The sequence below is a fragment of the Sinobacterium caligoides genome, assembly GCF_003752585.1.
Taxonomy (GTDB): Bacteria; Pseudomonadota; Gammaproteobacteria; order Pseudomonadales; family Sinobacteriaceae; genus Sinobacterium; species Sinobacterium caligoides.
Genome location: NZ_RKHR01000003.1, coordinates 837,809 through 860,764, shown reverse-complemented (window position 1 = coordinate 860,764; position 22,956 = coordinate 837,809). Strand labels below are relative to the sequence as shown.

Annotated in this window: 24 protein-coding genes; 8 read left to right on the top strand and 16 right to left on the bottom strand. The window is 50.2% G+C overall.

The features are described from left to right. Positions 1-92: 92 nt before the first annotated feature. The 6 genes from ccoP to EDC56_RS03900 form a co-directional block, all read right to left on the bottom strand. Positions 93-977: a cytochrome-c oxidase, cbb3-type subunit III gene (ccoP, locus tag EDC56_RS03925; protein ID WP_342770040.1), complete on the bottom strand. Its 885-nt coding sequence runs from the start codon at positions 975-977 to the stop codon at positions 93-95. Positions 978-1,035: 58 nt separating this feature from the next. After that, positions 1,036-1,185, bottom strand: a complete 150-nt coding sequence (locus EDC56_RS03920; protein ID WP_123711188.1) for a cbb3-type cytochrome oxidase subunit 3 — start codon at positions 1,183-1,185, stop codon at positions 1,036-1,038. Between the two features lie 31 nt (positions 1,186-1,216). Further along, positions 1,217-1,825: a cytochrome-c oxidase, cbb3-type subunit II gene (ccoO, locus tag EDC56_RS03915; protein WP_123711187.1), complete on the bottom strand. Its 609-nt coding sequence runs from the start codon at positions 1,823-1,825 to the stop codon at positions 1,217-1,219. 12 nt (positions 1,826-1,837) lie between these two features. Beyond that, a complete protein-coding gene (gene ccoN / locus EDC56_RS03910) occupies positions 1,838-3,256 on the bottom strand; it encodes a cytochrome-c oxidase, cbb3-type subunit I (RefSeq protein ID WP_123711186.1) in 1,419 nt (472 codons plus the stop codon). 349 nt (positions 3,257-3,605) lie between these two features. Then, positions 3,606-3,956: a translation initiation factor Sui1 gene (locus tag EDC56_RS03905; RefSeq protein ID WP_123711185.1), complete on the bottom strand. Its 351-nt coding sequence runs from the start codon at positions 3,954-3,956 to the stop codon at positions 3,606-3,608. A 33-nt stretch (positions 3,957-3,989) separates the two neighbouring features. Beyond that, positions 3,990-4,490 (bottom strand): 2-thiouracil desulfurase family protein, encoded by a 501-nt coding sequence (locus EDC56_RS03900; RefSeq protein ID WP_123711184.1) that lies wholly within the window; start codon positions 4,488-4,490, stop codon positions 3,990-3,992. Positions 4,491-4,627: 137 nt separating this feature from the next. Between EDC56_RS03900 and EDC56_RS03895 the strand changes: the two genes are divergently transcribed. Genes EDC56_RS03895 through EDC56_RS03885 form a run of 3 tightly spaced genes read left to right on the top strand, consistent with a single transcriptional unit; the run spans position 4,628 to position 7,014 of the window. Continuing rightward, positions 4,628-5,590, top strand: a complete 963-nt coding sequence (locus EDC56_RS03895; RefSeq protein ID WP_123711183.1) for a D-2-hydroxyacid dehydrogenase — start codon at positions 4,628-4,630, stop codon at positions 5,588-5,590. A 9-nt stretch (positions 5,591-5,599) separates the two neighbouring features. After that, entirely contained in the window at positions 5,600-6,736 is a 1,137-nt protein-coding gene (locus EDC56_RS03890; RefSeq protein WP_162844069.1) for a serine hydrolase domain-containing protein, read from the top strand. Between the two features lie 29 nt (positions 6,737-6,765). Continuing rightward, a complete protein-coding gene (locus EDC56_RS03885; RefSeq protein WP_148059300.1) occupies positions 6,766-7,014 on the top strand; it encodes a SlyX family protein in 249 nt (82 codons plus the stop codon). A 62-nt stretch (positions 7,015-7,076) separates the two neighbouring features. On the opposite strand, the gene EDC56_RS03880 is transcribed toward EDC56_RS03885, so the two are convergent. The 6 genes from EDC56_RS03880 to EDC56_RS03855 all read right to left on the bottom strand — a co-directional run bounded on the left by EDC56_RS03880 (position 7,077) and on the right by EDC56_RS03855 (position 14,084). Beyond that, positions 7,077-7,295 carry a cold-shock protein gene (locus EDC56_RS03880; RefSeq protein ID WP_245980656.1) on the bottom strand — a complete coding sequence of 73 codons (219 nt, stop codon included), beginning with the start codon at positions 7,293-7,295 and terminating at the stop codon, positions 7,077-7,079. A gap of 732 nt (positions 7,296-8,027) precedes the next feature. After that, complete coding sequence (locus tag EDC56_RS03875) at positions 8,028-8,246, bottom strand: cold-shock protein (protein WP_123711180.1); 219 nt, start codon at positions 8,244-8,246, stop codon at positions 8,028-8,030. A gap of 99 nt (positions 8,247-8,345) precedes the next feature. After that, on the bottom strand, positions 8,346-11,201 hold the full coding sequence (locus tag EDC56_RS03870) for a valine--tRNA ligase (protein ID WP_123711179.1): 2,856 nt from the start codon (positions 11,199-11,201) through the stop codon (positions 8,346-8,348). Positions 11,202-11,405: 204 nt separating this feature from the next. After that, the gene (locus EDC56_RS03865; RefSeq protein WP_123711178.1) at positions 11,406-11,975 is read right to left on the bottom strand and encodes a hypothetical protein; all 570 of its coding nucleotides are present in this window, start codon (positions 11,973-11,975) and stop codon (positions 11,406-11,408) included. A gap of 63 nt (positions 11,976-12,038) precedes the next feature. Then, positions 12,039-12,464, bottom strand: coding sequence for a DNA polymerase III subunit chi (locus EDC56_RS03860; RefSeq protein ID WP_123711177.1), 426 nt, complete (start codon positions 12,462-12,464; stop codon positions 12,039-12,041). A 144-nt stretch (positions 12,465-12,608) separates the two neighbouring features. Then, the gene (locus tag EDC56_RS03855; RefSeq protein WP_123711176.1) at positions 12,609-14,084 is read right to left on the bottom strand and encodes a leucyl aminopeptidase; all 1,476 of its coding nucleotides are present in this window, start codon (positions 14,082-14,084) and stop codon (positions 12,609-12,611) included. Positions 14,085-14,374: 290 nt separating this feature from the next. On the opposite strand from EDC56_RS03855, the gene lptF reads away from it, so the two are divergent. Then, positions 14,375-15,487 carry an LPS export ABC transporter permease LptF gene (gene lptF / locus EDC56_RS03850; protein WP_123711175.1) on the top strand — a complete coding sequence of 371 codons (1,113 nt, stop codon included), beginning with the start codon at positions 14,375-14,377 and terminating at the stop codon, positions 15,485-15,487. After that, entirely contained in the window at positions 15,484-16,545 is a 1,062-nt protein-coding gene (gene lptG / locus EDC56_RS03845; protein ID WP_123711174.1) for an LPS export ABC transporter permease LptG, read from the top strand. Before lptF ends, lptG begins: the two co-directional genes overlap by 4 nt. Here lptG and EDC56_RS03840 read toward each other — a convergent pair. Together EDC56_RS03840 and EDC56_RS03835 are read right to left on the bottom strand one after the other, a co-directional pair. After that, a complete protein-coding gene (locus tag EDC56_RS03840; protein ID WP_123711173.1) occupies positions 16,542-17,027 on the bottom strand; it encodes an RDD family protein in 486 nt (161 codons plus the stop codon). The two genes, lptG and EDC56_RS03840, sit on opposite strands and share 4 nt — an antisense overlap. Before the next feature lie 75 nt (positions 17,028-17,102). Beyond that, positions 17,103-17,717 (bottom strand): hypothetical protein, encoded by a 615-nt coding sequence (locus EDC56_RS03835; RefSeq protein ID WP_123711172.1) that lies wholly within the window; start codon positions 17,715-17,717, stop codon positions 17,103-17,105. A 375-nt stretch (positions 17,718-18,092) separates the two neighbouring features. Between EDC56_RS03835 and EDC56_RS03830 the strand changes: the two genes are divergently transcribed. Both EDC56_RS03830 and EDC56_RS03825 read left to right on the top strand, forming a co-directional pair. After that, a complete protein-coding gene (locus EDC56_RS03830; RefSeq protein WP_123711171.1) occupies positions 18,093-18,770 on the top strand; it encodes a response regulator transcription factor in 678 nt (225 codons plus the stop codon). After that, positions 18,757-20,226 (top strand): sensor histidine kinase, encoded by a 1,470-nt coding sequence (locus tag EDC56_RS03825; protein WP_123711170.1) that lies wholly within the window; start codon positions 18,757-18,759, stop codon positions 20,224-20,226. The genes EDC56_RS03830 and EDC56_RS03825 overlap by 14 nt, the downstream gene beginning before the upstream one ends. Here EDC56_RS03825 and EDC56_RS03820 read toward each other — a convergent pair. Continuing rightward, the gene (locus EDC56_RS03820; RefSeq protein ID WP_123711169.1) at positions 20,209-20,943 is read right to left on the bottom strand and encodes a hypothetical protein; all 735 of its coding nucleotides are present in this window, start codon (positions 20,941-20,943) and stop codon (positions 20,209-20,211) included. The two genes, EDC56_RS03825 and EDC56_RS03820, sit on opposite strands and share 18 nt — an antisense overlap. 208 nt (positions 20,944-21,151) lie before the next feature. Between EDC56_RS03820 and EDC56_RS03815 the strand changes: the two genes are divergently transcribed. Then, on the top strand, positions 21,152-22,201 hold the full coding sequence (locus tag EDC56_RS03815; RefSeq protein WP_123711168.1) for an AraC family transcriptional regulator: 1,050 nt from the start codon (positions 21,152-21,154) through the stop codon (positions 22,199-22,201). A gap of 198 nt (positions 22,202-22,399) precedes the next feature. On the opposite strand, the gene EDC56_RS03810 is transcribed toward EDC56_RS03815, so the two are convergent. Continuing rightward, positions 22,400-22,954 carry a fluoride efflux transporter FluC gene (locus EDC56_RS03810; protein ID WP_162844068.1) on the bottom strand — a complete coding sequence of 185 codons (555 nt, stop codon included), beginning with the start codon at positions 22,952-22,954 and terminating at the stop codon, positions 22,400-22,402. Between the last annotated feature and the right edge of the window lie 2 nt (positions 22,955-22,956).

Genomic DNA, 22,956 nt, shown 5'->3' with positions numbered 1-22,956 from the left:
GATTCTAGCATAGATGCGATGGCGTTAATCAAAAAAAAACCCCGTAAAAACGGGGTTTTTCTTTCTACCAGCATTGCCGCGTAATAACAATATTACATGGAGAGACTGTAAACATAGCCTGACAGTAGATGGATTTTATCTGCGGTCAGAGACTCTTTCTGTGCTGGCATATGGCCATTGCGTCCGTAGCGAATAGTCTGCTTGATTTGTGACTCTGCGCCACCATAGAGCCAGATTTTATCGGTCAGGTTTGGTGCGCCAAACATCTTGTTGCCGGTGCCTTCAGCGGTGTGGCAAAGTGCGCAGTTATCCTTGAAGACTTTGCTGCCGGCTTCGGTTTTGCTGTTGTCGGCTTCGCGTCCACCCAGGCTCATGACATACTGCGTAACGTTGTCGATAGACTCGTCGCTGAGCTTGGCGTTCCAAGCTGGCATGGCGCCTTGGCGGCCATGAGTAATCGTTGTTTTGATTTCTTCGGGGCTGCCGCCGTACAACCAATCGTTATCGGTTAGGTTAGGGAAGCCGTGGTTGCCACGTGCATCACTGCCGTGACAGAGAGAACAGTTATCAATGAATAGGCGTTGAGCAATGCGCATAGCCTTAGGGTCTTTTGCGACCTCTTCAATAGGCATCTTGCCGAAGCGGGCGTAGATGGGGCCGTACTTGTGTTCGGCTTGGGCAACTTCTTCTTCGTACTGACCTACTTGAGTCCAGCCAAAGACACCTTTCCAGTTACCAAGGCCGGGGTACATGACCAGATAGCCGAGGGCAAAGATAATAGAGGCGACGTACATAACAACCCACCACTTTGGTAGGGCGTTATCATATTCCTGAATGCCATCGTAGTCATGACCTGTCGGTTTCCCGAGGGTCTCTGGGTTGTCCTTATTGCTGAAATAAAGGATGACTGAGACCAGTGCGATGGTAAATAGGGAGAGGATGCTGATCCATCCGCTCCAAAAGCTTGGCATTTCCATGGTTTGTTTCCTCGCTAGTAGGCGGCTAGATTAAAGTTAGCCGCCCTTTTTGCGCGTATTATTTATCGTTAGGTTCGTCGGCAAAGGGTGATTGTGCGGCGTTGTCGAATTTTTCTTTCTGTCGGCCGCTATAGGCCCACAGGCAAACACCTATGAAGGCGATAAGAGCCGTCGCTGTAGCGACACCGCGCCAATCATTTATATCCATTGTGAGAACCTCTAACCGAGTTAATTAAAAATTAACGTTTGTGTTTTAGTAACAAGCCTAAGTTCTGAAGATATTCGACGAGTGCGTCGATCTCTTTGTGGCCGCGAACAGCCTCTTTGGCGCCTTCAATATCTTCGTCGGTATAGGGGACGCCAACCGAGCGGAGAGCACGCATTTTGTCTGCGGTATAGCGACCATCGAGCTCTTGTTCGAACAGCCAAGGGAAGGCAGGCATGATCGACTCAGGCACGACATCGCGTGGGTTGTAGAGGTGGGCGCGTTGCCATTCGTCGCTGTAGCGGCCGCCGACACGGGCTAGGTCGGGTCCGGTGCGCTTAGAGCCCCAAAGGAAGGGGTGGTCATAGACTGACTCGCCAGCGACAGAGTAGTGCCCGTAGCGCTCTGTTTCCGCGCGGAATGGGCGAATCATCTGTGAGTGACAGACGTTACAGCCTTCACGGATATAGATGTCACGCCCTTCTAGCTGCATCGCTGTATAAGGTTTTAGCCCCTTAATAGGTTGTGTGGTTTCCTTCAGGAAGAAGTGGGGAACCACCTCGACAAGAAAACCAAAGCTGATAGCGACAACGGTCAATATCATCAACGTGGGTAGATTTTTTTCGACGAAATCATGATTCATTTTCGCTGCTCCTTAAGCCGGTAGTTCACATTTTTCCAGCTTGGCTTGCTGGGCAGTTTTATAGAGGTTGTACGCCATTAGAAGCATGCCTGAGAAGAACAGGGCGCCACCGATAAGGCGAACGACATAACCAGGGTGACTGGCGGTAACCGACTCGACAAAGCTATAGGTCAGCGAGCCATCTTCGTTGTAGGCGCGCCACATGAGACCCTGCATGATGCCGTTAACCCACATTGCAGCAATGTAGAGAACGGTGCCAAAAGTGGCCATCCAGAAGTGGATGTTGATTAGCTTGACGCTGTACATTTCTTTACGGCCAAACATAATCGGGATGAGGTGGTAAATCGCGCCAATAGAGACCATCGCAACCCAGCCAAGTGCGCCAGAGTGAACATGGCCGATCGTCCAGTCGGTGTAGTGTGAAAGTGCGTTAACAGTCTTGATCGCCATCATTGGCCCTTCAAATGTTGACATGCCGTAGAAGGATAGCGAGACAACGAGGAAGCGAAGAATCGGATCGGTACGTAGTTTGTGCCAAGCACCAGATAGGGTCATGATGCCGTTAATCATACCGCCCCATGAAGGTGCAAGCAGGATAAGTGACATCACCATGCCGAGGCTCTGGGCCCAGTCAGGTAGCGCTGTATAGTGTAGGTGGTGTGGGCCGGCCCAGATATAGATGGCGATGAGCGACCAGAAGTGAACAATGGATAGACGATAGGAGTATACGGGGCGATCTGCTTGCTTGGGGACGAAGTAGTACATGATGCCCAAGAAACCGGCGGTGAGGAAGAAGCCTACGGCGTTGTGTCCGTACCACCACTGTACCATCGCATCCATGGCGCCGGCATAGACTGAATAGGATTTGAATAGATTTACGGGCACTTCTGCGCTGTTGATGATGTGGAGAACAGCAACGGTGATGATGAAGGCGCCGAAGAACCAATTGGCAACATAAATATGCGAGGTCTTACGCTTGGCAATAGTGCCGAAGAAGACGATGGCGTAACAGACCCAGACAATTGTGATGAGGATATCGATGGGCCATTCAAGCTCAGCGTATTCCTTTGAGGTGGTCATACCCAGTGGTAGGGTGATAGCGGCGAGTACGATGACGAGATTCCAGCCCCAGAAAACAAAGCCGGGTAACACTTCAGAGTAGAGGCGGGTCTGACAGGTTCTTTGTACGACATAAAATGACGTAGCGAATAGGGCACTGCCACCAAACGCGAAGATTACGGCGTTAGTGTGTAGTGGGCGTAAGCGTCCGAAGTGCATGTATTGATTGAGGTTTAATTCTGGGAATGCCAGCTGTGAGGCAATAACCACACCTACTAGCATGCCGACGATGCCCCATATCACGGTCATGACGGTGAACTGACGAACAACTTTATAGTTGTAGTCAGGTGTTTCTATCGTGCTTGTGCTCATATTGTGTCTTCCAAAGCATGAGACTCAGTCTTTTATCATTCTGCATGGTAATCATGACAGCTGACCCCTAAACGCGCGCCTCTGTGGGATGGGCATTGTCGCTGGTGATATTGTGAGAGTACTGCCTGATTGTCGCGTTGATGTTAGTCAAGCTGGCAAAGTAACGGTACGTAGTAACCACAACTACACTACGGATAATGATCTCCGGGGCTTATTCGCGCGCCGTATTCTAACAAATGGTTGTAATAAAAAACACCTATATTTCATCGGGATATTACTACCCCAAAGGGCGCTGTAGAACGCTATTTATGATGATAGCGCCTACTTACTTTAAGCCTAGCTCATTCCGTTAACCGCCGGCCAACTTTACCTTAAATCCAGCTTTTTCTAGGGCTGTTTTGAGCTTCTCTCGCTGGTCTGTTTGCATCTCGATGGCTTGGTTTTTGACGGAGCCGCCACAGCCGCAGAGTTGTTTAAGTTGCTTGGCCAGCTTCTTGAGGTCGGTGTCATTCATCGGGATGCCGGTGATGATTGATACCCCTTTACCCTTTCTGCCCTTAGTGTCTCGGCTGATACGAACGATGCCGTCGCTGGGCGCTACTTGGTCAGTGCTGCAGCTGCAGCTCTCAAGGCGCTGTTCACATTTCGGGCAGTGCCGTCCGCTATCCGTTGAAAAGACCAGACGAGAGTTTTTACTCATGAGGGTACCTTTAAAAAATGGGAGGTTTGAAAGTTATTGTTGAGTTAACTGTAGATTTTTTAGCCAGGCGTTGGCTCGGTCGATCTGATGTTGATTGAAGACTTTAATGTGGTGCTGACTGAGCAGGGCGGCGGTTACACCCATGCCTCGGTGTAGTTGTCGCTGAAATTGGCCGTTGTAGATTTGATGGCTGCCGCAGGAGGGGCTCCGCTCTGTAAGAATGGCTAAGCGTACATTGTTGTCGAGGGCAAGTTGAAGCGTGTCTTTTGCGCCTCTGATAAAGGCCGCGGTAACATCTTCGCCTTGATTTGAGATGATGCGACTGTTGCCGCTCAATACGGCGCTACCATCGTTGCCTTGGATTTCAGCAGGCGGGCGCGGGGTGTCAAGTCCGCCCTGTACTTCCGGACAGCTACTGATCAGTCGGCCTTCTGCCTGCCATTGGGTGAGCAATAAATGATCTTGATTGAGGGCGGTGCCATTGTAGCGAACGGGTTCGCCGAGTAGGCAGGCGCTGACGAGTATGCGGATCATGGTCTATCGCGATCTCCCGTTTCTATTGCTGGCTAAAGTGTATACATTGACGTTTTAGAGTGACATCGACGGTATAGGATTGTATCGAATGTGCATTATCCGTGTTGTCCGTTATTTTTACTAGCCTGGGGAAATGAATGAGAGCTGTAATGTTAGATGCTGCGAGCCTGCGTCCCGAGCAGTTGGACTTGGCGGCGCTCTATAATGTTGAGGGTGTTGACTGGCAGGTATATGAGTCGACCTTGCCTGGCGAGATCGATGAGCGAATTGCTCAGGCCCATATTGTATTGACCAATAAGGTGGTTATCGGTGCTGAAGCAATAGCGAGAGCTGAGCAATTGCGCTTGATATCGGTGATGGCAACCGGCACCAATAACATCGATTTAGCAGCGGCATCGAAGCAAGGTATTGTCGTGTGTAATGCGCAAAGTTATTCGATGCCGAGCTTAATGCAGCACACCTGGATGTTGATTTTGGCGTTGGCCGGCAAGGTGGTGCTGATGCAGGAGCAGGTACGAGAGGGTGCGTGGCAGCAAGCCAGCCAATTCTGCTTGTTGGATCATAGTGCTGTCGAGTTGTCAGGAAAGGTCTTGGGAGTTATTGGTTTCGGTGATTCCGGTCGCGCTGTTGCTGCAATAGCTGAGGCCTTTGGTATGAAGGTTTTGGTGGCCCAGCGACCGGGTAGCGAGCATTGCCCCGATGGGCGGGTGCCGTTGGAGGTGTTGTTGCGTGAGTCTGATGTCGTGTCGATTCACTGCCCTCTGACAGAGCATAGTGCAGGGCTGATCGCTTCGGCTGAGCTTGCTTTGATGAAGGCGGGGGCTTTTATTGTCAATACGGCGCGAGGTGGCATCATTGATGAGTGCGCGCTTGCAGAAGCGCTTCGCGAGGGTGAAATTGCCGGGGCGGCGCTGGATGTATTGTCGACGGAGCCGCCACCTGCAAATCACCCTTTGTTGGCGGCTGATGTGCCAAACTTGATCCTGACCCCGCACAGTGCATGGGGTAGCATAGAAAGTCGGCAGCGTTTAGTGGACCAGCTTTGCGCAGTGGTGGAGGGCTTTGTCGCTGGCAATATAGTTCAGCAGGTTAATGCGTAGGAGGTGGGCGTGGAGATTAATGGCTTTTGTGACCCATTCTTTGCTGACGTAGAGGCAGTATTTGCGAAGAATTTTACTCGTTTTGGTGAGCAGGGAGCTGCCTTCTCCGTAGTGATGGAGGGGGAGTTGGTCGTTAACTTATGGGCGGGAACCCGTGACCGTGAAGGTTTGCACGACTGGCAGGAGGAGACGATGGTCAACGTGTTCTCGGTGACGAAAGGGGTTCTGATCGCCTCGTTGCTGCTGCTTGTGGATGAGGGGAGGGTTGAGCTTGATTCCCCGGTAGCCGATTATTGGTCGGAATTTATCGCGGCAGGTAAACAGAATATTACCGTGCGACAACTGTTGAATCATCGTGCTGGCTTAGCTGTTTTACCGGATAGTGTGGCCGATGAAGATATTTTTAACTGGTCGCTCATGTGTGAGCAGATTGCCGCTCAGGCGCCGATGTGGCCGGGGGCTGAGCGACAGGCATATCATTGTTTTAGTTATGGCTGGTTGCTGGGTGAATTGATTCGGCGAATTGCAGGTATGTCGGTGGGGGAGTTTATTCGTCAGCGCCTAGCGCAGCCATTGGGCTTGGATTTGGCGGTAGGTTTACGCGGAGATCTGTCGCGTTTGGCGGATGTGCAAATGCTGGCCGTGGCCGTTGAGAGGCGTCATGAAGGTATGTCGGCGTTACTATCGTCAAGCCCCTCTTCAGTAGCCGCTCGAGCGTTTACGACGCCGGCGTCGATGATGAGTGGCACCAATGGCCAGGCTTGGCGTCGTGCTGAAATTCCGGCGGCAAACGGTCATGCTAGTGCTAGGTCGCTTGCGATCCTGTATGCTGCGCTCGCTTCGGGTGAGTTGTTAAGTGAGTCGTTGTTGGCGCAGTGCTATGCCGGTAATACGCCTTGTTTCGATGAGGTCTTGTTGTTGCCGCTGACATTCAACTTAGGTTTTATGGCCGCACAGCGGAAGCCGATCAAGCTATTTTCTGCCGGGCAGCGTTGCTTTGGTCACCCGGGCTCAGGGGGGAGTAGTGCCTTTGCCGATGTAGATTACCGACTGGGCGTGGGTTATGCCACTAATCGCCTAGGTGCCGGTGCTTTAACAGATCCGCGGGCGAGAAGGTTGATCGATAGTGTTTATCGTGCGCTGTGATGAAATGTGATGAGTAGGAGGGGAATGTTTTGAGTGATGAACAGAGTGAGATGAACGGGCGCGTGATTGAGCTTGAGGAGCAGGTGGTCGAGCTGCAAACGCGGGTGTTGTTCCAGGAAGATTCGTTGCAGTCACTGGATGATGTGATTGCTAAGCAGCAGCGTCAGCTGGATGATTTGACGCGTTATTGTCAGTTGTTAAAGGCAAGCATGGAGGGGATGAGGGGGGACAGCGCCGATGGCGGTGAGGTGGCTGTTGATCTGCCGCCGCATTATTAGCGTTACATTGCCAGCGAAGCTGAAGAAACAAAAAAGCCTCTTATTAAGAGGCTTTTTTATGTTTACTCGTCGAGAATTACGACGTCACGGGCCTGTGGTCCCTTGTCGCCATCGACAACACTGAACTCAACTTGCTGCCCTTCCTGCAGGCGTCTACGGCCCTTAGCTCGGATGGCGCGGTAGTGAACAAAGACGTCGGTGCCGTCATCACTAGTGATAAAGCCAAAGCCTTTGTTGCTGTTGAACCATTTGACGCTGCCGCTGTGTCGCTCGCCAGTGATTGGCTCGTCAAAATCGTCGTCCTCATCACCTGCTTGTGAGGGGGTTCGATGACTGCGCGATGGTGAGCTTGTTGTGCTGTTGCCGTCGCTGACCATGCCGGCAAGTATGGCGCTGAGTGCTGCGGCAACAATGAAGGCTAGAGCGGTGGTGGTGTCAAGGGTGAAACTGCCTGGGGCGGTATCTGTGTAGCCAGCGAAGAATCCAGATACAGGGATTGCCACAGCCAGACTGATTAATAAGCGGTAAATTACAGCCATTGTTGTACTCTTTCAATTGTGTGAAAACCGAACTGGGACACTTTATCGTAGGCGACATTACTGCTTTTGATTGATCGGTTGTGTTAATTGCCGATCAGCGATGTTCTCGTCTTTGAATCTATTGCCAGGTATTAAATTACTGGTTTTAGATTAAGCATTCCAGGGTGCGGTGTTGTTTATGTTGTCGGCGATAATGCAAGCCAACTGTCTTAGTTATTGTAGTGGAGATAGTGTATTTCCCAACTATTCAGTATTCTGCCGTAATTTTAGTCAACTTGCTATAGCTCTAAGGAAGCTTACAGTCACTCTTAGTCAAGGTTTGTTGCAGTAGGGTAGCGTTTTTTCATTTGCAGATGGTGAAAGGGCTGTGAAATGGTTGAGGAGATCGTGGTTGTATAGCTGCGGCGCTGAGGTGGGTAAACCGCAGCTTGGCTGCTACGGCTTTATAGGGTGCTACGGCTTTATAGAGAGGGGTTAAGGTGCTATTTTGCTGACTTCTTCGGCCTGTAGCCCTTTTGGCCCTTGTTGCAGCTTAAATTCGACCTCTTGACCCTGATTGAGTGACCGGTAGCCATCGCCCTGAATGGAGCGAAAGTGAACAAAGATATCCTGCTCGCTCCCGTCGCGTTCGATGAAGCCAAATCCCTTTGCATCATTAAACCACTTAACAGTGCCTGTTACGCGATCTGCCATAACTACTTCCTCTCTATTATTATTGTTCTATCGTATGCCGCCGGTTTGATTGGGCTGGGGGGAGATTCAATCCTCCCCCGTATCGGCATCGATGGATATTTAAAGTGCCATGATTTTAGCGAGTTGCTCCTGCAGCTTGTGGACTGTGGATTGCATCTCGTTAAGTTTCTTACGCTCTTTTTCTACTACGGCCTCAGGGGCTTTGTCAACAAACTTCGGGTTGTTTAGCTTGCCTTCGATGCGACTTAAGTCCTTGCTCTGCTTCTCGATCTCGCGATTAAGTCGGGTGGCCTCAGCCTCCTTGTCGATCAGATCGCTCATCGGCACGAGCAGCTCCATGTCGCCGACTAGAGATGTCGCAGACATTGGGGCTTCCTGCTCGTCTTCGAGCCATGTGATGCTTTCGAGCTTGGCGAGGGCTGTGAGGAATTGATCGTTTTGCTCGAGGCGAAGCTTGTCCTCGGCACTGCCATTCTTAAATAGGATAGGGAGTGGCTTGCTCGGCGCGATATTCATCTCGGCGCGTATGTTGCGGACGCCGACGATAACGCCTTTGACCCACTCGATATCGCTTTCGGCTTGTTCGTCGACAAGCTCTTCATCCGCAATAGGGAAAGGAGCGAGCATGATGCTGTCGCCAGCAAGGTTGGCGAGAGGGGCGATTTTTTGCCAGATTTCTTCGGTGAGGAAGGGCATCAGTGGGTGCATCAGGCGTAGAATGCTCTCGAGTACAAGGATGAGTGTGCGGCGGGTGCCTCGTTTGCGTGCCTCGCTGGCGTTGTCGTCCCAAAGCACTGGCTTGGATAGCTCAAGATACCAGTCGCAATATTCGTTTTTGACAAACTCAAACAAGGTTTGAGCCATTAGGTCAAAGCGATAGTGCTCAAAATGACGGGTAACGTCGGCGGTACATTTCTGTAGCTTCGAGCTAATCCAGCGATCTGCCATCGTTAGCTCTACACTCTCGCCATGAACCCCGCAGTTTGCTTCTTCGGTGTGCATTAGCACGTAGCGGGTGGCGTTCCAGATCTTGTTGGCAAAGTTGCGGTTGCCTTCAAGGCGCTTCATGTCCCAGTTGATATCACGGCCGGTCGAAGCGAGTGAAGCCAAGGTGTAGCGTAGTGCATCGGTACCGTGGGCACTAATTCCTTCGGGGAATTGTTGCTTGGTGGCGTTGGCGATTTTTTCTGCCAGTTGCGGTTGCATCATGTTACCGGTTCGCTTGGCCAGCAGCGGCGCTAGATCAATGCCGTCGATCATGTCGAGGGGGTCGATGACGTTGCCCTTAGACTTGGACATCTTGTCGCCATTATCGTCACGAATTAGCCCGGTAACGTAGACCGTTTTGAAAGGCACTTGCGGCTTGCCATCTTCATCTTTGATGAAGTGCATGGTCATCATGATCATTCGGGCGACCCAGAAGAAGATGATGTCGAAGCCGGTGACTAGGACGTCTGAGGGGTGGAACTGCTTGAGGCGCTCTGTATTTTCTGGCCAGCCCTGGGTGGCAAAGGTCCATAGCGCGGAGCTAAACCAAGTGTCTAATACATCGTTGTCTTGGTGTAGTTCGATGTTAGCGTCGAGGTTGTACTTGCTGCGAGCCTCCTCTTCGTTGCGCGCAACGAAGATGTTGCCGGCGTCGTCGTACCAGGCAGGAATACGGTGTCCCCACCATAGTTGACGAGAGATGCACCAGTCCTGGATGTTGTTCATCCAAGCAAAATACATGTTCTCGTACTGTTGCGGTACGAATTGGATGTCGCCATTGGTAACCGCTTCAACAGCAGGCTTGGCCATTGATTTGGCATCGACAAACCATTGGTCGGTCAGTAGCGGCTCGATGACAAGGCCGGAGCGGTCGCCACGAGGCACGGTAAGTTCGTGGTCTTTAACGTCTTCGAGTAAACCAAGCTTATCGAGGTCAGCGACGATAGCCTTGCGAGCCTCGTAGCGGTCTAGTCCGGCGTACGTGCTGGGGATGGAAGCGGTGAAGCTATCGGTGGGCTTGCCCTCGTGGGTGTAGCAGTCGGGCTCATCTAAGATTGCCGCGTTATGATCGAGCACGTTGATCATGGGTAGCTTGGCGCGTTGACCGACTTGGTAGTCATTGAAATCGTGGGCCGGCGTGATTTTTACGCACCCCGTACCTTTCTCCATGTCCGCATGATCATCGGCGACGATGGTGATCCGGCGGTCGACCAACGGCAGTATGACTTCTTTGCCGATCAGGGCGTTATAGCGCTCGTCTTTGGCGTTGATGGCAACGGCGGTATCGCCGAGCATGGTTTCTGGGCGAGTCGTAGCCACAACTAAGTAATTCTTGCCGTCTGCGGTTTGTGCGCCGTCAGCTAGAGGGTAGCGGAAGTGCCACATGTGGCCTTTCTCGTCGGTGTTCTCTACCTCTAAGTCACTGATGGCGGTGTGTAGCTTAGGGTCCCAGTTGACGAGACGCTTACCGCGATAGATCAGCTTGTCATCGTAGAGGCGAACGAACACCTCTTGTACTGCTTTGTAGAAGCCTTCGTCCATGGTGAAAGCTTCGCTTTCCCAGTCAACAGAGTTACCTAGGCGACGCATTTGGCGAGTGATGGTGCCGCCGGAGGCTTCTTTCCACTCCCAGATTTTGTCAGTGAAAGCTTCACGGCCGAGGTCGTGACGGCTTTTCCCTTCTTCTGCTTGTAGCTTGCGCTCGACGAGCATTTGTGTGGCGATGCCGGCGTGGTCGCTGCCAACCTGCCATAGCGTGTTCTTGCCGCTCATACGGTGGTAGCGAGTCAGCGCGTCCATAATTGTTTGTTGAAACGCGTGCCCCATGTGCAGGCTGCCGGTGACGTTTGGCGGTGGAATCATGATGGAGTAAGCTTCGTCGCCGCCCTGGGGGGCAAAGTAGCCTTTCTCTTCCCAGGTCTGGTACCACTGTTGTTCGATCGCGTTGGGCTGGTAGGTTTTATCCATGATGTTTAGGCTTCGCTGACGTCTGAGACACGGGCCTTAATGAGTGATGGCGATCAGGCAGGGCTCGATCGTTGTTACGACCGCCCGGTGATTGCAGGGTACATTAAGGGTGTGTGTGTTAAATAAATTTTGAAAGTTCACGATTGTAGCACGGCTTAAAAGCGAGTCGTAACCCAGTACCGGAAATCAAGTAGAAAAGGGCTATTATTGCCCATCTTCATCGTTCAGCTCTGTGGGTAGGGGGAGCTCAGCTTGCTGTAGTCGTGCTCGAAGCTCGGCTCGAATGAGTGGCATGAATTGCTCAATGACCTCTTCGACGATGCGCTGGCTGTCGAAGGAGGTGTCATGTGTTGTTGCGTGTGTAGCGACATGCTCGACAGCTTGGCTCTTCGCAGAAGTCATCTGTGTGTGTGGGCTCGGCGTATCAAATAGTGATGGTTGATCTTCTTCTGTCCCTGGACCGTATAAATTGACGAGGGAGGTGAAGCTCCGTTTAGCGCTGTAGCTACTGGCAGTATGACCTGGCTCGGAGGGCTGTACGGCTGACGACATTTGCTGATCAGGCGTCGGGATAAAAATATCGAGCTGATGGGCGATCTCTTGCTTGTTGCTGCCCTCTTCGATTGGCTGCGCGGCGTTAATCAGACCCTTGGCTGAGACGGTGTCGAGCGACTCAGCAGGGAGGGAGGTGCTGTTGTCTATGGTGGCGGGTTTGCTCGACTGGCCTCGTTGGAGTAGCCCTGAAAGCAGGTCGCCCTGGATATTATTGCTCATGCGGACCTCCTACCGTGTGTTGATATAGCAGCTGCTGCCTGTCATGAATTACGAGCATAGGATTTAACAATGTTTGCTACTGAGTGCGATGCCTTGCTGCTGGTAGTGTCGCCAATTAGAGCGGCTAAGCTGCTTTATATCATCGCGCTGATGAACCACCTCAAGTATCCACTCGATGTTATCGTGGCTATTGAGCGGCGTGCTGAGATTAATGAGCACTTGGCAGTTGCAGCCTTTAATTTCCCGGTGGCTGATGATAATTGGGCTATTAGCTTCTGCGGCTGTTGCCGGATCAAGTTGGTGGGGGATGAAACTGTTGTCTCGCACTGTCCACAGTAGCTTGTCGATCTCACGGCTCTCGGCTTCAGTGCTGGTATGAATGAAGACGCTTTTATCTTTTCGGTAGGACTTTTCTGCCAGTGTGCAGGCATACTTCAGGCGTTGCAGATCATCGGTGCTTGCCATTAAGTAGAAGAGTGCTTTGGGCATGGGTCAGAAGGTCTCTGTGATCGGGGGGCGGCCATTGTACTCGAACATTAAGCCTAGATCACCGCTGAGATTAAAAAATTAGATGTTGTTCATAATAGGGTAATACTCACGCCGGAAGTGGCGTGAGTATTAAGGTGGAGCGGATTAGGCTTGATCAATAATATACTGCGTTAATAGGCTAACTGGACGCCCAGTTGCCCCTTTATTGGCGCCGCTGCACCAAGCGCTACCGGCGATATCGATATGCGCCCACTTTTGCCCTTCGACAAACTGCGACAGGAAGCAAGCGGCGGTAATAGACCCTGCCTCTCGGCCACCGATGTTAGCTAGGTCGGCAAAGTTGCTTTTAAGCATCTCAGTGTAGTCATCGCTAATTGGTAGGCGCCAGGCTTTGTCGCCAGTACTGTCGGCGGCGGTAAGGAGTTGGTTGGCTAGTTCATCATCGTTACTGAACAGTCCGCTATTATGTCGACCAAGGGCGATGACGCAGGCGCCAGTTAGTGTGGCAATGTCGATGATGGAGCGAGGTTTAAAGCGCTGAACGTAGCTTAGCGCGTCACAGAGCACCAGACGCCCCTCTGCATCAGTGTTGAGGACCTCGATGGTTTTTCCCGACATGCTGGTGACAACATCACCTGGCTTGGTCGCTTGGCCGTTCGGCATGTTCTCGCTTGCGGCAACAACGGCGACGACATTGGCGTTGAGCTCCATTTCGGCGATAGCTGTGATCGTGCCGAAAACACTGGCGGCACCGCCCATGTCGTACTTCATCTCATCCATGCCGGCACCAGGCTTGAGGCTGATACCACCTGAGTCAAAGGTGATGCCCTTGCCGACGAGGGCGATCGGAGCCTTCTTGCTGGTGCTGCCTTTGTATTCCATAACGATCAGCTGTGCCGGCTCGTCGCTGCCAGCGCTGACGGAAAGTAATGAGCCCATACCAAGGTCGGCCATCTGCTTTTCAGATAACACCTTTGTGCTGAGCTTCGCGTGTTGCTTAGCTAAGGCTTTGGCTTGGTTGGCAAGGTAGGTTGGGGTGCAGATATTGCCGGGCAAGTCACCGAGCAAACGTGCGGTGTTGATGCCGTTGGCAGTGGCTTGTGCTCGGCTAGTGGCCTTGTTAATGGCGGTACTTTCTTTACCCTTGGCGGCGGCGATAAATACTTTGGTGAGCGCGCTGGCAGGCTTTGGGTTGCTGAGCTTTTCGGTGTAACGATATTGTGCGCGGATCATCTCTTGACTGAATAGTGCGGCCTGCTCACTGCTGTCGACATCGCTCTCCCAGCAGAGGGTGGCGTCTTTACCATTTTGGCTCGCGGTCAATTCGGCTGCTTTAGTGATGGCCTTTTTGTTGCTCGCTTTATCGGCAGTTTTGCTGGGGCCAGTACCAATGATAAGCAAGCGTTGTGCAGCGATGCCGTTCGGCTGAGGTAATAATAGACTGTCACCGACAGCGGCCTTGAAATCGCCTAGTTTGATGAGTTTGGTGAGTAGACCGTCGCAAGCCTTGTCGATGATTGCAGCGTTACCGCTTAGCTTTGCCTGCTTGGCAACATTGATAATGAGGCAGCCGGTTTTGTGTGATGTGATATCGGCGATGACTTTTGCTTTGGTTTCCATGCTTACTCCGAGAGACAATCATGTAAGATTGAGTGATAATAAGGTGTTTCTTATTGCGCCATAGTCAGCGGTATGCGATTGTGGCGCCTGTTGCTTTGATAGAGTGGCTAGCCATTGTGTTTTTATTACAACAGCTAGTTATGGTGTTGAGTGTAAAACGACTAAAGTGGCTTGCCTAGTATTAACGAATTGATTGTCGTTAACCTCAACAATGTTTGCGCTATCGTTACAATTATTGCCTTTAGACTTGTTCTCTTGGCTTCAGTCGTTTCAGAATATAATGGTTTAGTGTGATTGCATTTAGATATTTAGCGAGAGAGGTTATGGTGGCAATGGTGGCGGTCACCTCCGCTGTGTTGCTTATCATCATGAGTGCGCGCTTTGTGCGTTATCTGGCGGAGGCGGCTGTCGGTAAGCTTTCGGGTGACGTGTTGTTGTGGATCATGTTCTATCGTTTGCCGGGCTTTTTTGAGTTGATTTTACCGCTCGGTTTCTTTATCGCTATCTTACTTGCCTACGGCCGTCTTTATGTTGAGAGTGAGATGGTGGTACTTACTGCGTGCGGCTTCAGCACAAACAGGTTGTTAGTTTATACACTGATACCAGCGTTGTTTATCGCCCTCGTTATGTCGGGCATTAGTCTTTACTTGAGCCCGATGGGAATGAATAAGGCCCAGCAAATTCTCAGTGACCCTAAGAATAAAAACGGTTTCGGTACTTTGGTGCCGGGAAGGTTTCAGGTTGCTGGTAGTGGTCGTGTTAGCTATGTCGAGGGCTTGCACAATCATAAGAAAGATATGGATAACGTCTTCATGGCGCAAGTTGTGCCGCGCAGCAAAGGCAAAGCTGAAGAAATTTCGTTGATCTTTGCCAAGACGGGTAAAATTGTCGAAAAAGAGGATAGTCGTTATTTAGAGTTGGGGAATGGCTACCGCTATGTCATGAAAGGCAATAGACTTGATTATAGCTCGACGGGATTTGAGCGTTTTGGCACACGGCTCGATGAGGCTGAATCTGTGCTAGAGGATAGTAGCGAGCTCGATGCTTTGCCGACTTCGGCACTACTGGCTAGCAGTAGTCTTGCGCACAGTGCCACATTACAGTGGCGTATATCGTTATCATTAATTATACCTATTGTTGCGATTATTGCCTTGAGCCTAAGTAAGACGAATCATCGCCAGGGGCGCTATGTAAAAATGCTGCCGGCGATATTAATTTATCTGATCTACCTTTTGTTGTTGAATGCCGGGAGAGGGGCTATTGAAGGCGGGAAGCTTTCCCCAGTATACGGCTTGTGGGTGATTCATGCTGCTTTTCTTGCGTTAGGTTTAGCAATGCTTTATCTACCTGGGGCGTGGCAGCGTATGCGTTATAATCGGAATAGTCGGATGCAGGTATCATGAAGCGGTTAGAGAATTATGTTGGTCTAACAGTACTTGGTGCGATCGTCATGGTGCTACTGGTCATCATGGGGTTGGATGCACTCTCAGCTGTTATCGATAACCTCCCTGATATGGAAGGCGACTTCGGTTTTTCAGAGGTCCTGTACTACGTCCTTTTGATGTTGCCGCGTAAATTGACCGAGTACCTGCCATTCGCCGCGTTAGTGGGCTGTTTGGCTGGTTTGGGCAGTATGGCGAATAATAGTGAATTAGTGGTGATGCGAGCGGCCGGCGTGACGACTAGCCGCCTTATTTGGTTGGTGATGCGGCCAACGTTGTTGTTAATTTTTGTAAGCATGCTGGTTACTGAGTATGTGGCCCCCTCGGCAGAGCAGTATGCAGAGACGCGAAAGGCGTTGCTGACTAGTGGCGAGGAGGTGTTCAATTTAGAGCGTGGTCTATGGAATCGCGATGGCAATGAGTTCATGCATTTTAATGTCGTGCAGTCGGGTGGTGTCATCAATGGGGTGAAAGTTTTTCGTTTTAATGATGATCGTAGCTTGTCGCGTGTGATTATGGCGCAGCGGGCAACGTACCAGGAAGATGGTACGTGGGTGCTGGAGAAAGCGCGTATCGACAAAATAGGCGAGCAGCGTATTGAGCGCAAGAAATATACGACCTATAACTGGGATTCGCCTTTGACGCCTAAGATGCTAGAGGTGGTCGCTATTGATCCTGAGCAGCTGTCAATTACAGCTTTGTGGCGGGCGGCTGATTATCGTACCGAGCAAGGGTTGGATGCGCGCTCCTTTATGCTTGAGTTCTGGCGCAAGGTGTTATCACCGCTAGGTACTATCAGTTTGGTGCTGATAGGGATCTCCTTTATTTTCGGACCCCTCAGAGAAGTGACAATGGGTTACCGTATATTTACCGGTGTTATTGTCGGGATTGTTTTTAGGACAACCCAGGACTTGTTGGGGCCGGCAAGTTTGGTCTTTGACTTCCTTCCCATCTACTCTGTGTTGGTGCCAATACTCATTTGTGCGGCTATTGGCACGATAATGCTACGGAGGGCTTAGGACCTTTTTTCAATTACTTCGACTTTGCTCTTTGAGAGCAAGTCGTGCCAGCTGCTGCCCTCGCGATGGAATAGCGACCATAAGTAGCCAAGGCCGAAGCAGCTGATCGAAAGCCATGCACTGAGATAACGGATGAGGCTCTGCTTGAAGCTGAGCTTTTGGCCATCGAGCTGACATACTCGAAGTCGCCAAGCTTGCATGCCGAGTGTCTGTCCCAATTTGCACCAGAAATAACAATAAAATGCGCCTATAAGACAGAAAAGGTAGAGCTGGTATAACGGACCTTCAGTAGGAGAGGGGAGCTGGTTAATAATGTCGCCATTGTGTCGACTGAGCTCGAGGGTTTGACCACTAATCTCCAGTGCGAGCCAGTTATAAAGAAACGTGGCAAGAGAGAGAACGCCGATTAGTAAGAAGGTGTCGTAGAACATAGCGGCGAGGCGTCGCCACAATGGTGCGATAGGTCTGTTCAGAGTGGTCATTGTAGTTTACTGAGTGATTGAAAGTGCACATTATACATGCAACTAGCTGGTAGCCTAGCAAGGGAGAAGAGAAGGTTAAAACTCGTATTCGATGTTAAAATCGACTTTATCGAAGGAGAGATTGCTGCCGGTACCTAGACTGACGTTATAGCGTAGCCCCGTTCTGTAGTTGTTGCCCATGTTGCCTTCACGATCGACCTTTAGCAGTTTAAGGTCGATGCTGTCAGAGTTATCTCTCTTCATCCACCAGCGTAGAACGGCTTTCTTCATCAAGTAATTTAATGCTTTGCTGCCCTCACGGCTTTTTTGTTGATAGTGGTGCTGATTGATCCACGTTTGATGAAGTAGCATGTCGGTGGTGGACTGCTCGTACTCTAGGATCATTGCAGCATTGATTTCGGGACCAAACTGCATCGTTTTAATGTGATGACTAATCGTCGTGTTATGGCTAAGCGTGTTTATATCGTAACGTTTGGTGCTGCTCTTATGGCTGCGGAAATCGTGTCCAATACTGATGCGGTTGATGGATAGGTCGAGGTAGTCAAAGCTAACAATGGGCTCAGCGTATGATTGGTTGCTGGCTAAAAGGCTTATAGTAAAAATGCTCAGCAGGGAACGACCAAGAAATGAGAGCTCGTGGGCACTCGATTGATGGTGGTAATGGACGGGGAGCTTTCTGCTTCTCTTCATTTGTTAAGCCTCGCTACAAGCTTGCTTAATATAAGTGTTGCAGATAACGCTGAAATTGGCATGCGGGGGTTAGAGCTAATAGCTATATTGTCTATGCTAGTGGCCACCACCCCATTAATATTAGTTCATGAAGCGAAATTAATGTAACTTTATTAAATGTTTGCTGCGGCTTTTTGCGAATAGAACGTGGTGTAATTAGTCGTCTTAATTGTGGTTCCGCATGTTGTGTTGTATCAATAAACTCTCTTTATAGGAGTTGTTTCGACTACGCATGGAGCATGTATACGGTGCTCCCACTAGTCAACACAACTGATGTGTGCAATCATTTAATTTCTAAAGATTTTAGAGCTACCACCGGCAGGAGAGATAACAACAATGCGCATTTTGGTTATAGAAGATGACAAGACCGTCGCTGGATTTATTGTTGACGGACTGACTGAGGTGGGCTACAGCGTCGACCACGCCGCTGACGGCCAAGAAGGCTTAATACTTGCTCGAGCAGGCGGTTATAGTGCTCTTGTTATTGATAGGATGCTGCCTCAGCTCGACGGCTTATCCATCATTAAGACAATCAGGGAGGAGGGGGATAAGACGCCGGCATTGGTGCTTAGTGCGCTGGGCGAGGTCGATGACAGAGTGCAGGGCTTAAAAGCTGGCAGTGACGACTATTTGGTTAAGCCGTTTGCATTCGCTGAATTACAGGCTCGCATCGAGGCGCTGACACGCAGAACGGAAGGCCAAGCGCCGGAGACCAGTTTGCAGGTTGCCGACCTAGAAATGGATTTGTTGACGCATAAGGTGAGTCGTGCCGGAGTGGCTATTATGCTGCAGCCGCGTGAGTTTCGTCTATTGGAGTTTCTGATGAAGCATGCGGGGCAGGTTGTCACTCGTACTATGCTGCTTGAGAGTGTTTGGGATTATCATTTCGATCCGCAGACTAACGTGATTGATGTACATATAAGTCGTTTACGTCAGAAAATTGATAAAGACTTTGAATATGCTTTATTGAACACCGTGCGCGGGGCGGGATACATGCTGCATGAGCCGCGGTAATGTTTTTGCCAGCTATACGTTTCGCTTTACCTTTGCTTATATTACAGGGCTTAGTTTCGCGGTTTTTGTATTGCTGGCAGTTGTTTACGCCTTCTTCTCCTATAGCTACTCGCAAGATGTACACAGTACCATCTCCAAGGAGCTTGAGGGGGTGCAGCTCAGTTTCGAGGAGGGCGGGGTTGCGGGTGTAGAGCGTTTTTTTAACAGTACGCTTCAGCGCGGCCACTTTACCCAGTATTTTTACATGCTCACGGATGAAAATCATAACAAGCTCGCCGGTAATCTTGATGCTTGGCCTGAGTACACGCGCTACCGTGGCGGCTGGTTAAGTTTTGAGTTTGATATCTTGCAAGGTGATGACTACGAGATAAATCTGCTGAAGCCTAAGGTGGGCGCGCAGATGGGCGCTGGTAATCGACGAGATTTCGTTGGTCGTTCTCTTACGATGGCCAACGGCTACCATATATTAGTCGCTCGTCATTATTCTGATGTTATTAATACCATTGAATTAGTGATTGGTATTTTGGTGCGAGGCATGTTGGTGACGATTGTTCTCGGTACGATTGCAGGTGCGCTGATTAGTCGTGCCTGGTTGCGGCGTGTGGAGCAGATCAACGACAGTATGGTGAATATCATGATGGGTGATATGAATCAGCGAATCGCCATAGATGGCCGTAGCAGTAATGATATCCAGCGTTTGAGCATTAATTTTAACGAGATGCTCGATCAGTTGCAGGAGTCGATGGAGGGCGTGCGCCGGGTTTCGGATAATATTGCCCACGACCTGCGCACTCCACTCACTCGTTTGCGCAATAAGTTGGAGAGTTTTGGTGACAAAGTTGGTGTTGAGCATGAGAGCGAGATGCAGGGGTTAATTAGTGAGGCTGATTCACTATTAAACACCTTCAGTGCGTTGTTGCGAATTACGCGAATTGAGTCAGCTAAGCAGCGTGAGAGCTTTGCTCAGATTGATGCGGCGATGATCCTGGCAGATGTCGTGGAGTTTTATGAGCCTTTGGCGGATGAAAAGCATCAGACGATTAGTTTTGACGCGGATTTTCGTCCGATTATCTTTGGTGATCGTGACATGCTGTTTCAAACCTGGGTGAACCTGGTTGATAATGCCATCAAATACACGCCTGAAGGTGGTGCCATTAAGGTGTCGATACGCAAGGGCGAGGGTGAGTTAGCGGGTAGGGCCTGTCGTTACGCGACGATCCTGGTGGAGGATGATGGCCCGGGAATTCCGGAAGATGAGCGTGAAAAGGCTTTTAAGCGTTTTTATCGGGTTGAAGCAAGTCGGGGGTTGGCGCCAGGCAATGGTTTGGGGTTGAGCCTTATAGCCGCCGTTGTCTCTCTGCACCGCGGTAGTATTGCGCTGGAGGATAGCGCCCCTGGCCTACGAGTTCGCTTAAATCTTCCTTTATACGATCGTCGATCATCGGCGAACAGCTGACTCATCGATACTAAGGTGTGAGGTGTCAGGGGCGTTAACGGGGAGGTCGTCTCTCGCATCCTGTAGATCGGCACCAGCCTGTGCTAAGTGTAAGTGGTTACTATTAATCTCTAGTGAGACGGTGGGACTTGCCTCGCTTAGTCGGCTACCAGGTTCGGCGAGTGATGCGTCAATGCTGGCGATGTTATTGCTTACTTCCTGTTTGGCGCTACTAAGTGCGGTGCCTGCGGTGTCGAGTTGCAAATGCCCAAAATCAATTGGCGGCGTAGGAGTTTTGGCTTGAGGCTCGCTTAACGCACAGCCTACTTCGGCTGCTGAGAGGTGATTGGTTTCGATGTCGCTTCTAGTCGGTCGCTGCTTTTCCTCTGCACGCAGTAAGTCATCGCCGACAGCGCTAAGCTGTAAGTTGATGATTGTTTTGGCTGAAGTGGCAGTATTGTCTTCTGGTGTGGCTGGTGTTGTCGCTGTGTTGCTCGCCGGTACATCTTCTTTGAAATAAGCCTTAAGGCCAGCTTGTTTGAAGGCGGCTTGATATTTAGCGGCGGTGAGTTTGTCTAGTCCCTTTTTGAGTGTTCGAGTCTTGCCGTCGAAGAGGGTTGCTGCTTTTTCGCTGGGGAGCTTAAATAGCTTAGCTAGTTTGGAGATGCTGTCTTGGCGGCTATCGTTATTGCTTGTTTCGCCGCGAAAAAGGAGTTTATAGCGCAGGCTGTTACTCATATTAGGGTACCGTATGGTGTTATTTTCACTGCCCAGACAATAACATCGTTCGAGAAGATGGTCATCTATGCTGAAAGCAAACTTTGTTGGAGTGTTGAGTAAGGCGGCCGATGACATAAACTGTCACTAAAAAGGTTTTTGATCGTTTTTGATAGTGCTATCATCGGGAGACTGTACTGAAATAACAATAAAAAAGGTTGTAAGCGGTATGAGTGTGGAGATGGTTCCGACAAAATATGCCAGTTCACTATTGAAATTATTGATTGAGAAAGGCTATCCGACCGATGCAATTTTGCAGGAAGCGGGGATCAATTTTGATCCGAGCGATCAATCCTCGCAAGGCTATGTTGATGAGGTTAGCGCGCTAGACTATAGCAAACTATATCAGCTAATTCTTAGCTTGCTACAGGATGAGAGCTTCGGTATTCGCCTGGGGCGTGGCTTCACGCCAGGTGCTTTTCGTATGATGTGTTATGCCATCATTCATAGCGAGAATCTCGGTAAAGCATTGCGGCGTGCGAGTGACTTCTTTCGTATATTCTTTAATGCGCAGGCTGAGCTTACACTGGAGCTAGAGGATGATCTTGCTATAGTAGGCTATATTGAGCCCGGCAAAGCGCCTGATAAGACCGTGCAGGCCACGGATGCCTATGGGCTTTCAATGTGGCATCGATTCTGTGGCTGGTTGACTGGACGGACGCTGGAGTTACAGAGGGTGCAGTTTCAGGCGGGAGAGCCGGAGAATAACCGGCGTTATGAAGAGCTATTTGGTTGTCCAGTCGACTTTGATGGTCGACAGAATGTTTTGATATTCGATGCAACTTGCCTGAGTTGGTCATTGGTACATACCGAGCAGTCGCTGCGAGAATTCTTGCGCACAGCGCCTTATCAATTAATAGTGATGCCCTCAAAAGCCAGTGATACAGGGTTGATCGCACAGGTACGGGCGTTAATTGGCCATGACTTTAGTCAGGGCTTTCCGAGCTTCGAAGAAATCACCAGCGCGTTAAATATGTCAGCGCCGACGCTGAGACGTCGTTTGAAGCGAGAAGGTAAAACATTTCAGCAGCTTAAGGATGAGTGTCGTTGCGATGCGGCCGTCGCTTATTTGAGTCGTCCTGATCTATCAATCAACGCCGTCGCTGCGTTAATGGGGTTTACTGACCCGAGCGCTTTCCATCGTTCATTTAAAAAGTGGACGGGGATGCCGCCTGGCGAGTATCGCAGTCGTGAGCTGTTTGTCGATGATCAGGCTTAGTCTTTAAATGTCTCGGGCGTGTCTGAACGGTTTGTTAAACCGCGCCTTGAGGATATCGCTTGTCATCGTCAGCAGGGGGCAACAAATTATTTTTTATAAAAAATAATTACCCTCCAGCGTGACTGTTATCTAGTTTGTGGGTGTGGTGTGCTGGTTTTCAGCTGTTGAATATGAGTCTATCTAGCACTTAGCCTTCTACTACTTTAGTAGTGAGGAGTCTTGATTGTTAGGGGCCTTCACCCTCCAAAGTATAAGCGTTTTTCTGGCGCACCAGATGCCAAAAACTACGGCGAAAATAGATAGAAAAGCAGAAAGAGATATATTCGCAACAGCTGCTATTAAATTACCTGATTGCAATAAATGTACGCTATACAAGCAAAAACTACTGAACGTTGTAAAGCCGCCTAAGAAACCAGTAATCAGGAAACCAGAAACAAAGCGTAATCGCTGGTCAGAGCGGAAGTGATCAACAGCCTGCAATGTCGCGTCTTCGTTGAATGGTCCGTGCAGGTGCTCTAGGTCCCCCTCTAAGTGCGTCCCTTGTAGACGACTTTTGCCGTCTCTACGAAAGGTGGCTTCCAATAATAAAAATAAATAACCAATTAAAAAGCAGCCAATGATATTAACGATAATAATTGCTACATAGCCAGGAGTGTGAAAAAAGGCCTTCAACCCTTCGGCCCATAGATAACGGAAAACAGCGCCAAAGCCACCACCTAAAGCGACGTATAAGGAAGTTGTAATAAAATTCAAAA